This window comes from Deltaproteobacteria bacterium (assembly GCA_016183175.1).
In the GTDB taxonomy this organism is placed as follows: domain Bacteria; phylum UBA10199; class UBA10199; order UBA10199; family SBBF01; genus JACPFC01.
Genome location: JACPFC010000032.1, coordinates 1 through 13,847 on the forward strand (window position 1 = coordinate 1; position 13,847 = coordinate 13,847).

At 51.8% G+C, this 13,847-nt stretch carries 17 protein-coding genes and 1 pseudogene; 4 read left to right on the forward strand and 14 right to left on the reverse strand.

Annotation, left to right across the window (positions count from 1 at the left end; translation table 11 throughout):
* The 4 genes from HYU99_03960 to folD form a co-directional block, all read right to left on the reverse strand.
* On the reverse strand, window positions 1-212 hold a 212-nt coding region (locus HYU99_03960), incomplete at its 3' end, for a glycine cleavage system aminomethyltransferase GcvT (protein ID MBI2339512.1).
* Window positions 213-341: 129 nt separating this feature from the next.
* The gene (locus tag HYU99_03965; protein MBI2339513.1) at window positions 342-689 is read right to left on the reverse strand and encodes a DUF5615 family PIN-like protein; all 348 of its coding nucleotides are present in this window, start codon (window positions 687-689) and stop codon (window positions 342-344) included.
* Window positions 689-979 (reverse strand): DUF433 domain-containing protein, encoded by a 291-nt coding sequence (locus HYU99_03970; GenBank protein MBI2339514.1) that lies wholly within the window; start codon window positions 977-979, stop codon window positions 689-691. Before HYU99_03970 ends, HYU99_03965 begins: the two co-directional genes overlap by 1 nt.
* An 84-nt stretch (window positions 980-1,063) precedes the next feature.
* A complete protein-coding gene (folD, locus tag HYU99_03975) occupies window positions 1,064-1,909 on the reverse strand; it encodes a bifunctional methylenetetrahydrofolate dehydrogenase/methenyltetrahydrofolate cyclohydrolase FolD (protein ID MBI2339515.1) in 846 nt (281 codons plus the stop codon).
* Window positions 1,910-2,006: 97 nt separating this feature from the next.
* Here folD and HYU99_03980 point away from each other — a divergent pair, with 97 nt between their 5' ends.
* Window positions 2,007-2,267: a hypothetical protein gene (locus tag HYU99_03980; protein ID MBI2339516.1), complete on the forward strand. Its 261-nt coding sequence runs from the start codon at window positions 2,007-2,009 to the stop codon at window positions 2,265-2,267.
* On the opposite strand, the gene HYU99_03985 is transcribed toward HYU99_03980, so the two are convergent.
* The 7 genes from HYU99_03985 to HYU99_04015 all read right to left on the reverse strand — a co-directional run bounded on the left by HYU99_03985 (window position 2,254) and on the right by HYU99_04015 (window position 8,637).
* Window positions 2,254-2,490, reverse strand: coding sequence for a hypothetical protein (locus HYU99_03985; protein MBI2339517.1), 237 nt, complete (start codon window positions 2,488-2,490; stop codon window positions 2,254-2,256). The two genes, HYU99_03980 and HYU99_03985, sit on opposite strands and share 14 nt — an antisense overlap.
* A gap of 125 nt (window positions 2,491-2,615) precedes the next feature.
* The gene (locus tag HYU99_03990) at window positions 2,616-3,779 is read right to left on the reverse strand and encodes a deoxyguanosinetriphosphate triphosphohydrolase (GenBank protein ID MBI2339518.1); all 1,164 of its coding nucleotides are present in this window, start codon (window positions 3,777-3,779) and stop codon (window positions 2,616-2,618) included.
* 20 nt (window positions 3,780-3,799) lie between these two features.
* Window positions 3,800-4,519 carry a 7-carboxy-7-deazaguanine synthase QueE gene (locus tag HYU99_03995; protein ID MBI2339519.1) on the reverse strand — a complete coding sequence of 240 codons (720 nt, stop codon included), beginning with the start codon at window positions 4,517-4,519 and terminating at the stop codon, window positions 3,800-3,802.
* 62 nt (window positions 4,520-4,581) lie between these two features.
* The gene (locus HYU99_04000; protein ID MBI2339520.1) at window positions 4,582-5,133 is read right to left on the reverse strand and encodes a DUF366 family protein; all 552 of its coding nucleotides are present in this window, start codon (window positions 5,131-5,133) and stop codon (window positions 4,582-4,584) included.
* 110 nt (window positions 5,134-5,243) lie between these two features.
* Window positions 5,244-5,930 carry a 7-cyano-7-deazaguanine synthase QueC gene (queC, locus tag HYU99_04005; GenBank protein MBI2339521.1) on the reverse strand — a complete coding sequence of 229 codons (687 nt, stop codon included), beginning with the start codon at window positions 5,928-5,930 and terminating at the stop codon, window positions 5,244-5,246.
* Window positions 5,931-6,010: 80 nt separating this feature from the next.
* Complete coding sequence (locus tag HYU99_04010; GenBank protein ID MBI2339522.1) at window positions 6,011-7,501, reverse strand: hypothetical protein; 1,491 nt, start codon at window positions 7,499-7,501, stop codon at window positions 6,011-6,013.
* A 71-nt stretch (window positions 7,502-7,572) separates the two neighbouring features.
* Window positions 7,573-8,637: an ATP-binding protein gene (locus HYU99_04015; GenBank protein MBI2339523.1), complete on the reverse strand. Its 1,065-nt coding sequence runs from the start codon at window positions 8,635-8,637 to the stop codon at window positions 7,573-7,575.
* A gap of 320 nt (window positions 8,638-8,957) precedes the next feature.
* Here HYU99_04015 and HYU99_04020 point away from each other — a divergent pair, with 320 nt between their 5' ends.
* Window positions 8,958-9,323: an NTP transferase domain-containing protein gene (locus HYU99_04020; protein ID MBI2339524.1), complete on the forward strand. Its 366-nt coding sequence runs from the start codon at window positions 8,958-8,960 to the stop codon at window positions 9,321-9,323.
* Window positions 9,324-9,408: 85 nt separating this feature from the next.
* Here the strand turns inward: HYU99_04020 and HYU99_04025 are convergent, their stop codons facing one another.
* The 3 genes and pseudogenes from HYU99_04025 to HYU99_04035 all read right to left on the reverse strand — a co-directional run bounded on the left by HYU99_04025 (window position 9,409) and on the right by HYU99_04035 (window position 11,101).
* Window positions 9,409-10,026, reverse strand: coding sequence for a hypothetical protein (locus tag HYU99_04025; protein MBI2339525.1), 618 nt, complete (start codon window positions 10,024-10,026; stop codon window positions 9,409-9,411).
* 444 nt (window positions 10,027-10,470) lie between these two features.
* Window positions 10,471-10,895, reverse strand: a pseudogene (locus HYU99_04030) (PIN domain-containing protein).
* Window positions 10,874-11,101 (reverse strand): DUF2281 domain-containing protein, encoded by a 228-nt coding sequence (locus HYU99_04035; GenBank protein MBI2339526.1) that lies wholly within the window; start codon window positions 11,099-11,101, stop codon window positions 10,874-10,876. Before HYU99_04035 ends, HYU99_04030 begins: the two are co-directional and overlap by 22 nt.
* 412 nt (window positions 11,102-11,513) lie before the next feature.
* Between HYU99_04035 and HYU99_04040 the strand changes: the two genes are divergently transcribed.
* Window positions 11,514-11,873 (forward strand): four helix bundle protein, encoded by a 360-nt coding sequence (locus HYU99_04040; protein ID MBI2339527.1) that lies wholly within the window; start codon window positions 11,514-11,516, stop codon window positions 11,871-11,873.
* Window positions 11,874-11,913: 40 nt separating this feature from the next.
* A complete protein-coding gene (locus HYU99_04045) occupies window positions 11,914-13,836 on the forward strand; it encodes a putative metal-binding motif-containing protein (protein ID MBI2339528.1) in 1,923 nt (640 codons plus the stop codon).
* Window positions 13,837-13,847 lie beyond the last annotated feature (11 nt).

Consider the following 13,847-nt stretch of genomic DNA (forward strand, 5'->3'; position numbering starts at 1 on the left):
GTGGTGATGAAATTGACAAAATCGCGCGCCTGCTCGCCGTCAACGAAAATCTCCCCCATGTGGCTGATGTCGAAAAGGCCTGCGGTGGTGCGAACGGCGCGATGCTCCTCGATAACCCCCTTGTATTGAACCGGCATCTCCCATCCGCCGAAATCAACCATCCGGGCGTCCAGTTTTTTGTGGATTTCGTAAAGAGGGGTTTGTTTGAGCATTCCTACAAAATAGGTGACTCAAACGGCAATCTCAAGAGATTTTATCAGAAAATATTCCACTGATGGTTTCTCTCCATGAGCTTCAAGACTTTCCAAATAGACTTCGATGCCTGCCTCGTTGACCGGGATTCAAATCTTGAGCCAGATTACTTGATTTTGGATCGACTGTTCGCGCGACATTCCAAGCAACTTGATTGTTGCCGGCAGAAGTTTTGAAAAGTGAACCTGCCGCGACAATATAATACCCGAATGCATTTTTTCTTTTTTCGCCCACTCCCCGGCCAACAGACAAAAATCACGAATGTTATGGGTCAGAAGGACTCTTTGATTTTTTGCCGCAAATTGGAGCTGAGCCTCATCAGTTTGACCCCACATACGGCATTGGTGACAAGACACGGCATCGAAGCCCTTCTCTCTAAGGACGCTGGCCAACAGAGGATCGACATCTTCATCGGTATATAATTTGGGAAACGCCATCAGGTAAGTTCCGGGAAATCCCGGATACAGGCTTCAATGGAATCCTCGTCGATCTCCCTGTCGATTTCCTGCCTGTGATCGTAGTAATAGGAAAGAGCATCGTAGATCTGGGCCAGGGACAAATGAGAAAATTTTTGCACCAATTCTTCCGGCGTCAAGCCAAGTTTAAAAACATAATTCACCACCGACCGCACCGGAAAGCGGGTTCCCACAACCACCGCGGAACCGCCGCATACACCGGAGGTCGCATTGATATAGGGATGTTCTATTTTTTGCTGTGCCTGCGCCATATTTGCCTTTAGGGTAACATCCTCTAGCCGCTTATTTCAAGTATCTTTTAATCGCCCGACCTCAAGATAAAAATCCCCCACCCGTCACGCTCCTTTTGCCGCTTCCAAAGTATTCCAAAGCAACATGGCAATCGTCATCGGCCCGACACCGCCGGGAACAGGGGTGATGGCAGACGCCCGTTTGGAGGCCTCGGCAAATTCCACATCGCCGACCAGCTTGCCGTCGGGCAGACGATTGATCCCGACATCAATCACCACCGCCCCCTCCTTGATCCAGGAACCTTTCACAAACCGGGGCCGGCCGATCGCGGCAACAACCACATCGGCGCGCCGGACTACATCGGGAAGATTTTGAGTTTTCGAGTGGCAGATGGTAACCGTCGCATGGGCGGCAAGCAACATCAGCGCCACCGGCTTTCCCACAATATTGCTTCGGCCGACCACCACGGCGTTTTTTCCGGTGAGATCGTATTTGATCGACTCGATAAGCTTCATGATCCCAAACGGGGTACATGACTTAAGGCACCGATTTCCGGCCACCAGATTTCCGACATTGACGGGATGAAACCCGTCCACGTCCTTGGCCGGGGAAACGGCATTGAGAATTTTGTCGGAACGAACCTGTTTGGGAAGTGGGAGCTGGACCAGAATGCCGTGGACCTGTTTGTCGGTGTTGAGCTGGTTGACAAGCCTCAACAGATTGTCTTCGGAGGTCGCCTCGGGGAGGGCATGGTGAAAGGAGAGCATCCCCGCCTCTTCACACGCCCTGTTTTTGTTTTTGACGTAAACCTTCGAGGCGGGATTTTCCCCCACCAACACGGTGGCGAGTCCCGGCGCAAAGCCGCGCTGTTTCTTGAAAGCCTCGACCTCCTTTTTCAGGTTTTCCCGGATCCCTGCGGCAATCGCCTTTCCATCGATAACCTGTGCCATTGCCGGCTTCTAGCCCCTTCATATAACTGCATCAAGAAAAAAATAGGCAAAAGAGGCCGATCAAGATATGATTGCCCATCCACTGAAGGAGGTATTTATGGTTTTTTTAGCCGACATGGCGTTTGCCGCGGAGCTGATTGCTCTGGGCGTGGGGGTTTTTTTACTGATCAGGACGGGAAGCGATAAAGAGGCTTGTTGCCACGGATTTGCCAAGGTTGTCTCCATTCTGATTATTATCGGGTCATTGCTCACCATGGCCTGCACCCTCTACAATGCCTTTACCCAATACAGGGAAAAGCCGGGGATGATGATGAGGATGGGCCCGGGGATGGACATGGAAGCTCCTACTCGGCCGTGATGAAGTCAATCTTGTGGATTGGGATAAAAATCCGGGTGAAGGGGGGAGGTGAAGCCCACCCCTTTTCGTCGCCGACAGCTTTAACCTGAAGAAAAAATCCCTCGGCCGCCTGGGCGAGGATTTTTCCCTTCAGCCGCGAGATGCTTTCAATTCTCTGCCCATCCAGCTCCGTCTCCAGGAGCGGCGTGTTAAGATAAACAATAACGTTTTGATTGTTCATCATAATACTTGGGGCCCCAAAGGCCCTTCAATGTGACTACTCGTGTTAATCTTATTCTTTGTCGGGCCTTCGATGGCCCCAAACCCCGCGCTCACCACGGGCAAAGCCCGATGGTTCGCTTTATCCTTTTACACCCTTTCGTGTGGATCAAACAGTTTTTTGTATTCATCCAGCGCAAACCGGTCGGTCATCCCCGAAACATAATCGCAGATGACCCTCTCGACCGGTTCCTTTCCCCTGCTTCCCTCGTAGCGCCGCATGAAAGTCGGAGGGATGATCCCCGGGTTTTTCAGATAAGCCCTGAAAAGCTCGGTGATGATCCGTTCGGCCTTCTCCGCCATTCGGACTACCCGGTAATGGCGGTATAAATGGGCCAGCAAAAACCGCTTGAGTTCCTGATTTCGGCTTTTTATCTCCGCCGAAAAGTCGACACAGTCTTTCCCTTTCGACCGGACATCGGCAAGAGACTTGATTCCCTGTTGATGGATATTTTTCAGCGTCTGTTCCACCAGATCGGTCACCAGAACATTAATCAGCGCACGAACCGTCTGCGAAATTTGCAGATTCAGGGAAACCGTTGGATATTTTTTCCTTATTTTTTGAAAATTGGATTCCCACAGCTCTATCCCTTTCAGGGCCTCAAGTTCAATCATCCCCGACTTCAATCCGTCGTCGACATCGTGGTTGTTGTAGGCGATCTCATCGGCAAAATTGCAAATCTGCGCTTCCAGCGAGGAATATCCTTTTCGTTCAAACAAAGAACCGTCGGGGAGATCGTATTCCGACTTATGTTTGGTGATCCCCTCCAGCACCTCGCAGGTCAGGTTGAGGCCTGGAAAATCGGGATAACGGAATTCAAGAAAGGTGACCACCCGGAACGACTGGCGATTGTGTTCAAACCCCCCATGTTCTTTCATGAGCCGACTCATCACATGCTCGCCGGAATGGCCGAAGGGGGTATGCCCCAAGTCATGCGAGAGGGCGATGGTTTCGGCAAGGTCTTCGTTGAGGCCGAGGCTTCGGGCCATCGTCCGGGCGATCTGCGCCACTTCAAGGCTGTGTGTCAGACGGGTACGGTAGTAGTCCCCTTCGTGGTTGACAAAAACCTGGGTCTTATACTCCAGACGTCGAAAAGCCCTTGAATGGATCACACGATCCCGGTCACGCTGAAACCGGGTGCGCCAAGGGTGCTCTTCCTCCGGGTGAATCCGCCCCTCCGAGTCGCCGCTTTTTGCGGCATACGGCGCCAGAAATTTCCGTTCCTGCTCCTCGTAATGTTCGCGGGTGAGCATGCCACACCCATACACCAATCTTAAAGAATCGACAATAATTTGTGCGTCTGCGGGATCAGGCGGACTCGTTTGGGAAAACGTTCGGCAAAGAGTTGAAACAGCGCAAAACAGCGCTTGAGGTCGCGGCGCTGGACAGGGGAAACCGGCTGAAAGACCACCGGCAGTTGAGGATGTTTGGAAAAAAGAATCATGAGCCGCTCAATCTCCTCATCAGTCATCTTTTCGTCAAACACCACTTTCGCATAATGCCCCTTTTGTTTGGCTGTTTCAATAAACCGGTCGTGAATTTCCCAATAAGCCCTTTCCCCCGTCGCCGAAGGGATTTTGATATCGAGGCTCACCATGTCGATAAACGAAATAACCCGCCCCAATGCCTCCACCTCCACCCCGCTGGTTTCGAGCAGAATTTCACAACGACCGGCAAGCGTGGGAAACCATTCGGCCAAAAAATCAACCTGCTCGAGCGGCTCGCCGCCGGTTATGGCCAGAGACCGCGGTTGATACCGCTCCACCGACTTTGTCAGCTCTTCCGCAGAGAACTCCAGCGAATGTTTTTCAAACTGCCGGCTGAAAGGGGGATATTCGATCCGGGCCTCCTGAATTTTTGAATGGGTGAGCGGCGTGTCGCAGTAGGCGCACTTGAGCCGACAACCTTTAAAACGGACAAAGACTTGCGGCCGGCCGACCCATAGGCCTTCGCCCTGGATCGAAGAAAAAATTTCGATGATTTTGGCGCGCATAAATCTTGTAGGGGCAACCCCCGTGGTTGCCCTGCATGGAGGGCGGCCACAGGGGGCCGCCCCTACGTCACCCCCCGCACCTTACACCTCGCCCACTTCACCCCTTCCATCTCCTCGACATAACGATTCATCACCGAGCGGGCGAAGGCTTGAGGGTTCAAATCGAAATCGGCGAGACCCTTTGTCGGAACGGGGGTGTTGCGGCTGGAAATATTGATGCCGGTGTGAATCAGCGTCGAAATCGGCGACGCCGTGGCGATCGAGACGTTGAGCTTAAAATGATCAAGATAAAGATCGTTCCCTTTTCTGACCGCGGCCACCTGGCAGTCGGCCAGCTCCTGCTGGATTTGCGAGACCAGCAATCGCTGGCGCAAAACGGTTTTTTCAAGATCGGCATCGAAGTGCTCCACAAGAAAGTGGAGCATCGACTCCGAAAAGATCGTTTTTTTTTGGATCACGTCCTCCAGGTCGACCATCTTGTCCAAATCGACGCGACAGGGCCCGATAAAAGAGACGATGGCCTCGCCGCGCAAACCCGTTGTTTGGAAAATCCAGTGGGATTTGAGTTGGGAACCGTCGTAGGGGATCGGCCGGTCGAGGAACTTGGACTGCATTGTATATAATGACAAATGTCAAAATTCAAATGTCAAAGGAAATCCAAAACAACAATGTCAAATTTGACATTTGATATTTGCATTTTTTTTTGAACTTTGACATTTGACATTTAAAACAACTTCTCCACCCACCCCGCCGCTCCCCCCTGCCAGAGGGCCCGCTTGCACCGGGCGCACGATTCACAGACGCCGCACATCTTTTCGCCGCCGCGGTAACAGCTCCAGAGGGGGGAAAGGTCGATCTTTTGCTCCATCATCCATTGGACGATCTCTTTTTTGGTTTTTGGCCCCATCGGCGCCTGAAGGGCAACCGCCTCGCGGGTCGAAAACTTGAAAAACCGGTTGGCCGCTTCCACGAAATCCTTCGAATTGTCGGGAAAAGTCTGCGCCTCCTCCCTGTTGAAGCCGACAACCAGCCAGTTGGCAAGGGCATTTTCCGCAATACTCGCCGCCACGTTTAAAAAAACGCCGTTCCGGTTCGGGACCCAGACCGCCTTCGCCGATTTTTCGGTGACCCCCTTTTTGTCCAGGTCGTCCGGCGTCAATTCGGGGAGCAGTTCCCGCGCGTCGATAAGGGCCGAGGCCTTCATGGCCGCCATCCAGGGGAGCTCGACGACCTGATGGTTGATGTCATAGTGCCGGCAGATCCTTTGGGCCGATTCAACTTCTTTTTCGGCCGAACGCTGGCCGTACCGGAACGTCAGCGCCATCAGAAGGTCGCTTTCCTGCCTGGCCCAGTGAAGCGAGGCGAGGGAATCGAGGCCGCCAGACAGAAGAACAATAGACGAAGACCTCATGATGAGCGGAAACTATCGGGCGGTAGGGCGGGTGTCAATCCTGTTCTGCAACATCCGGATGAATACAAGCGATTATAGGTCTAGGGCGAACTTGTCGTCGCCGATGGAGATGTTGTCGGTGGAGATGTTGCCGGAGGAGATGTCGTTGCCGGCGGGGATGTGGTTGTTGCCGGGGCCGCAGGCCCGGCCGGTGCCGCCTCCGGCGCCGGGGATGTCGTGGCCGGCGGCGCCGTTGTTGTTTCCGGAGCGGGAGAAGTTGCGGGAGGCGACGTCGTCGCGGACGTCGCCGTCGAAGCCGTCTTTTCAGATGTTGCCGGGGACGTCGTCGCCGGCTCTGACGTGGTTGTCACAAGGATCGGCCCGGCAGGGCCGGTGCCAGTCGTTTCGGGAGCCGGCGGTGTTGCCACAGGCGTCTTTTCCGCAGGCGGCGTCTTTTCCGGTATTTTTGCCGTCGTCTTGGCGGTTGTGGCGCCGGTCCCTTCCCCCCCGATGCTGAAATCGCTCAAGCTGGTGTAATCCTGTCCGGAGTTGCGGTCGCGGACGATAATTTTCATCTTGTATTTTCCGGACACCGGGATATCGATTTTATTTTGCAGGGCCAGAAGATCCTCGGAGGTCCACGGTTCCATCACCTCGATAATGGCCGGCTTTTCCAAAACAATCTGATCGCTCTCGTCCAATACATAAAGATCTTCCGCCACCGAGATATTGCCGTCTTTGGCGGCAAACCCCACCACCTGAAAGGTCAAATGCACCGATTCCCCCTGTTGGTAAGCCGGGGGATCCTTTACCGGCCCTTCCGGCCCCTCGTCGCGGAAATTGAGCGTGGAAATCTTGAGCGTTGTTGAATTGACCACCGTTACCTTGTCTTCGCGCTCGACATTCCGGTTGGAAAAGCGGTCGGTGACTACCGTCTTGAAGGCATACTGTCCGGCCGAAGGGAGTGTCGCGTGATTGTCGAACGAAACGGCGCCGGAGGCGGTTTTTTCGTTGAAGATCACCAGCTCGGGATTTTCGGAAACCACCTGCCCCTTGGCATCGAGGATAGTCAGACCTTCTTTAAGGGAAACCTCTCCCCCTTTTCGGTGCGCCTTTTCCAGCACGGTGGTCCAATAGATTGTCTCGCCCAGCACATATTTATGCTCCTCGTTCACCGGCCCGGTGCCCGATTCCGAATGAAAAGTAACGGCGCCGATTTCAAGCGGAAGGATGGGGACCCATTCGGCCAAACCCGGCGTCCTCATCATGGCATCGCTTAATTTCCATTGGCCCCCTTCGCGAAAGAAAAAGGTGTGAATTTTGGCCGAACCTTTGAGGCCCGTGACCTTGACGGTGATATCGGCCTCGCCGGCGTTGTTGGTGACGCTCACGCTCCCTACCGGGAAAAGGCCAAAATCCTTGACCTCCCCCACCGCTTTGACCACCTCTTCATTTTTTTGGGCCAGCTCCACCGTCATCTTGTACGGTTCGGAGCCCTTGATGACGCCGACAACCAGGAAATAGAAGGCGGCCGCGGCCCCCAGGACAAGCACCAGAACAATCCCCACAATCAACCCGATGACTTTTTTCATATGAGGCGGGATATAATAACAAAGAAAAAAAATTGCCAGTTAAAAAACAGGGGCATCGAAGCGCCTCGTGATCAAACAAGGTTTTTCAGAAAGACCATTGCCGGACACACTCTAATCCCTTCTCCCGATACATAATCTTTTTTCCCGACCGCCGTAATTTGCCAGGCCTCGCAGGCCGGAAATCGGGCTTTAAAATAGCGGAGCCCTTTGCCGATCTCGACATCGTCCCATTTGCATTCGATGGCGCGAACCGGTTTTCCCCCCTGCATGACGATCAAATCGACCTCCCGGCCGTCGATATCCCTGAAATAGCGGAGCTCAATGTCCTCGCCGCGCGTATCCTCCATGAAATGGGCCCATTTAAGGAGATGAGAGGCCGCCATATTTTCGAAGCGAAACGAGTTGTTTTCAACAAGCGTCCAGTCGTAATGGTAGTGTTTTTGTTCTTTTTTTACTGCGCGAATCCGCGGGGCCCCAAAAGGGGAGAGACGGAAAATGGCATAAAGGCGCTCCAAAATATTCAGCCAGTTGGCAACGGCCTTGTGGCTGACCCGCAAATCTTCCCGAAGGGCGTTGATCGAAAGGGGGGAACCGACCAGGGCGGGTAATCGCAACATCAAAAGTTCCAGATTGCCGATGTCCTCGATGCGTTCGAGGGACAAAAGATCGTCCCGGATGAGGCGATGACGGTACTCCCGCGCCCACCGTTTGGCTTCAACGCGGGAGCCGCCGAAAAAAGGCTCGGGAAAACCGCCGAGGTGCAGAAGATCGTCAAAGTCTTTTTGGGTGCCTGCCCCGATTTCGGCCGCCGAAAGGGGGTGGAGCCTGAAGTAATGATAGCGTCCCTGAAGAGAGTCGCCTCCGCGGCGGTAGAAATCGAGGCGGGCGCTACCGGTAACGAGGATTTGGCGGCGTGGTTCCATGGTATCGTAGAGCCCCTTAAGATAGTTTCGCCACCCCTTGTATTTGTGGATTTCATCGAAAACCCAAAGATGGGAGTCGGGGAATTCGCGCTTGAGAATTTTTTCGCGATTGTCGGGGTTGTCCCAATTGAGACAGCCCTTTCCAGAGTCGCCCGAAAGATGTTTGGCGATGGTGGTTTTGCCCACCTGCCTCGGCCCGCCGATAAAAACCATTTTGCGTTTCAGATCGGCTTTGATTTGGGGCGTGAGGTAGCGTTCACGGTATTTCACAAAAAGAGACTACGAGTATTTTTGCCTATTGTCAAATTAAATCGCGAGTAATTTTGCCTTCTGGTTAAATTTAAGGCAACCCTTGGTCAAGGTTCCCATGAAAGAATTCAATCGCGCCCGGAACTGGTCTTGGAAAAGGTCGGCATGGCGGGGAAGGAGATAAACAAGACGATGTCCTGCAATACCCCCGCTCCCGTGGCAACCACCGTCGAGTCTACCTTCATTTGACTTTCCCCCGCTCCTCAAGTAATTTTCCCCGAACAATGCCCCAGATCGCCGCCATCATCCTCGCCGCCGGGGAGGGAACCCGCATGAAGTCGGATATCGCCAAGGTTCTTCATCCCGTGGTGGGCCTGCCGCTCGTTGCCTACCCTCTCTCCCTTTGCCGAGCGATGCGGGTGAGCCCGGTCATTCTTGTTGTCGCCAGAAAAAACGATCTCATTCGAAAGACGATTGCCGGGCTGAATCATCGGTCGGCAAAACTGGTTGTCCAGCACCCGCCGCTCGGAACCGGCCACGCCGTCCAGATGGGAATGCAAGGGGAAATAAGGGAACAGGCAAGTAAACAGGCAACTTTCGCCCCGATCGCTACCGTTGGCCACTTTTGTCAATATTTACTTGTCCCCTAAATCCTTCTCAAACCTTGGAGTGCGCCCCTTCGCCCGACAGAGAAAATTGTCGGAAGAAAGGGGCGCACTTCGATTGTTTTTGGCATCACATATAGTGATAGTTCCGGCAATAGATATCCATATAAACACAGCGACACGAAGTGTAGGAGAAGTGATAACAATCGCCGCAAATCTCGCTGTGACAAGTGTCATCGTCATCGTCGGAATCATCCGACGAATCGTCTGAACTTTCGTCGTCATCTTCTGAATCGTCTTCGGAGTCATCTTCAGAATCGTCAGTCGAATAAATATGCCACGAGGCCGTGTAGTCGCCGGTTTCAAGCTCAAAAGCACTTGATACGACAATCATGTAGTCACCTGACTCGGTGATATCCACCGAAACGAATGCATCGGTATCATCTTCGCCGCCGCCGCTGTCGTCGTCTTCTCCCAAGTTATTGCCATCCACGTCATAAAATAGGACATACGCATCAAAATCAGTCGATTCAACAGAGATATTCACGGTAACTCCGGCCGACAGGCCTTTGAGGGCTATGCCTTCCGCGTAGGTATTGTCTTCCAGCAGGATGTCGGAAGAATCGAGTGTGCCGTCGTAGCTGTCTGATGTATCGACCGATGCGCTGATATCACCGGATGGATCATCACCGCCCCCGCCGCAGGCGGTAAGGGTCGCGATCAGACAGAAAGTCAATACTGCCGTCAAATTGAAGAGTTTCATCTTCTTCTCCTTATATATCTGGCTAACAACCCTGACCCACGGGGGATCGGGGGTTAAAAGCCGGTTAACTTGAGAATTCCTTGCGGCTTGCCACAGGGAGAACTCATTGTTTCAGTAACCTAAACATTGCCTTTGTTATCGGCAGGTCATAAAAAAAGTTGCGTAAAAAATGAATCATCATTAAAAACAACTAGTTATATACAAAAAATCTTATTGAAAATGGCTGAACTTCTTCCACTGCAACAAGTTCAAGTTATCTACTTAGCAAGTGGCGTGCCAAAGAGGCGTGGATCGCAGATCGTGAATCGTGGATAGCAAAATCAAGGGGTTAGCAAGATCGTGGATCGTGATTCGTGGATCGTGGATCGAACAACCGTCCGATTTTGAGACGCCACCGTCCGATTTTCGGTCGGTTGAAGTAACTTCCCCTTATTTCATCTCAAGGATTTCGGATGGGGTTTTTCGGCCTCGTTCGGTCCGGTCAAAATCCTTGTCGAAACTCACGAGGGTCAGATTGTGTTTTTCAGCAACGGCGTACTGGTAGGCGTCATCAAAATCCAAACCATACATCCGAGCCGCATTTTCAACAAACGCATGCTCTGTCTCGGGAAGGGAGAGAATCTCTATTCCTGCATCGACAATCAGATCGGAAACAAAATCGCGATAAACAGCATATTTTTTTCGGCGAAAAAGGCTGTTTCCAATGGAATGGAGGGCATAACCGAAAGAAACAATTCCCGCTCGCCGCCACTTGCCAAAAAATCTTTGGCCTCGGCGGCCTTGGGCTGGCCGAGCAAGACTTCCAGCGCGATATTGGTGTCGATTAAAAATTTCAATCCTCTTCGGCTCTCCATTTGGAAATCTCGTGTTGTAACTCGACCGAAGTATATTTCTCGCCAAGTTCCTTAAGAGCGCCGGCCCATTTAAAGGCGGGTTTCTTTTTAATACGGGGCTTGGGGGCATATCTTTGGGATAAAAAATCCACAAAATCCCACGCCTCTTTTTGGGCCTCGGGAGGAAGCTCCTTCATGATTTCTTCAAGCGGTTTTGTAGTGGCCATGACCATATTATCCCCAATACACCGCCGCTTTTCAATTGTCTTGTGTGAAATTCTTTTTCATCAGCCTCTCCCTTGGATGATACACGAATGAGGACTCAAGCCCCCTTTTACAGGTGGGGTTTATATGCCACACTTCCTTTCCCACGACTAATTTCCAGCGGTTGTAACTGCCTGATTTTTACCAAAAGAGAGAATGGATAGGTTTTTGGGGTGTTACAAAATGAACGCTCCGGCCGAAGGTGTCAAAACTATGCCACTAACTATTTGATTTTTATAATTTTTTGTTGACATTAACTTTACGGGGGACTACCTTCAGGGCAGAATGTGTGGAGAGGGTTTTTTCCACGCAACGTTTTTTGATTTTTGACGATAATATGTTCGTGGATGGTGGATCGAAGGTCGAAGGTCGAGGATGGAGAAAGCGAATCGGTATAAAGACTTGGAAATTTGGAAACAAGGAATTCAAATTGTAAGCCGGGTTTATTCTTTGATAAAAAGGTTCCCTTCCGAAGAGAAATTCGGGCTGGTTTCGCAGATGCAGAGGGCGGCTGTTTCAATACCAGCCAATATCGCAGAAGGTTTTGCAAGGAGATATGCAAAGGAATTTAAAAGGTTTTGTTTGATTGCTTTGGGTTCTTGTTCGGAGCTTGAAACGTTGGTTTTTATCGCGCAGGAACAGGGTTTCATGGACAGCGCGGAAAAGGAGTTATTGGAGGAGATGCTCGATAAGGAGAGTAAGATGATTATGAGTTTGACCAAAAAGTTGGGCTGACTCTCCATCTTCGATCATTCGATCCTCGATCTTCTAGGATATGTTCTCTCTTCTTTCAATCTTGGCAGCCGGTTGCGGCCCGACATCGGGGCCGGGCAATTCAAACCGTCCCGATGACACCGATCCCATCGATAGCGGCGGGGATGATATGGGCGACGACACAGGCACGGGGCCTGTTGATGCCGATGGGGATGGTTACTACGACTGCGTCACCTCCGCGCAAGCTCAATACGAAGATATTATCTGCGGCGACTGCAACGACAACGACGCCACGGTCTATCCCACGGCGGATGAAACCACCCAAAATGGAGTGGACAACGATTGCGACTCATCCATCGACGAAGACTACGTCGAGCCGAGCGTGTGTTATGGGGTGACGGGGTTAAGTTTTACACTGGGGGCGATTTTCAGTGGGGATTTAGAGGCTCAAACGATAACCTATGAGGGTGATGACCTCCCAACAGAGTTTATTGGCGAACAAGCGGGAGCAACCGCGATTGTTGGCGGGGATGTAACCGGTGACGGGATTGATGATTTGGTGGTGGGATCCAGATACTGGGGGCTACCACTAACAGGCGATCTCGACGCTGATCTCGCTAATAGTTCGTTAGGTCGAGTTTATATCGTTGAAGGAGGCTCTGCGGTGTTCGAAAGTGGGGTTGAAGCACTTTTATCAGAGGCCGCCGCCACAACTATTTCAGGTTCAATGTTTGATCTTAATTTGGGCACTGGCTTAAGCCTTGCCGATCCTGATGAAGACGGCATTTACGATATTTTTGCCGGAGCTCCGGGGTACAACAATGCGGAGGCCTATGAGTGGGTTGATCCCCCTCAAGGGGATGGGAGCGGTACGGGGGCGATTTTCCGTTATTCGGGGAAAACCGATTGGGTCGCTGATTATGATTACAGTGTTGCTGACGCCACCATTGTGGGGGCCGAAAATGAAGGCATCGGCGGGATTGCCAAGGGGATTGGGGATATTGATGGGGATGGAAAACCTGATTTGCTCGATTATAACAATCAAGTGCTCTGCGATGTTTTGACCCTTGAGGATTTTAGCGGCACGCGAGCAAAAAGCAAGTTATTAAGCCATCAAATTAGCGGAGGTTATGCAGACTCAAGTTTTTGCGGTGCATACGGTGTGGCATCTGGAGACTTAAATGGGGACGAAGTCAGAGACCTTCTGATCGGTGATTCATCAAGTAGTGCAAACGCAAGTGCGGGGAACGGGTGGGTGATTTTTGGCGATTCATCTTTGCCTTCAACCATTGATCTGCCTACCACGGACGAGTCTAATCCTGACATTGATTACCTGACGTGGTCAGGTGATGGGGTAAGCTATTACGCGGGATCTATCTTAACAGTTGGTGATCTGGACGGTGACAGAAAAGATGATATTGCCTTTGGAGCCTACGGCGAAGACAACGACCACATGAATTCCGGGGCGGCTCATTTGCTTTTTGGAGGCGATGTTACCGAATCATGGAATGATTCGACCCTTCAAAACGGCGATGATATCACCCTGGGTTATACAGGGCCCACTGCCACTTCCGTTTTTGATCTCAACGATTTTTCAAACAGCAAATCGGCGTTTGGCGATGTGGAAGATGCTAAAATCAGCTTTGCCGGTTTGGATATTGTCAGCGATTTCGAATGTCCGGGTGTCAGCGCGATAGTCATCGGCGCCGCAAATTATGGTGGCGGCACTGATGGGAAAGCTTTTGTGGTTAACTACGCTACGCTACTGGATAAAGGAACCACTGAATTTATTGTTAACGAGGCAGACAACCAGGTACTGGAAGGGGCTCCGGATAGTGAGTTTGGCTTCCGTGTCTTTGCCCGCAAACCGGACGGTTCATCTTTTGATTTCAACGCCGATGGTTTCCCGGACGTAGTTGTTTCAGCTCGTAGCTATGATTCCTCCCGCGGTGCGGTCTATGTTTTCTTGGGTGAACGAACTTAAAAATACCGCGA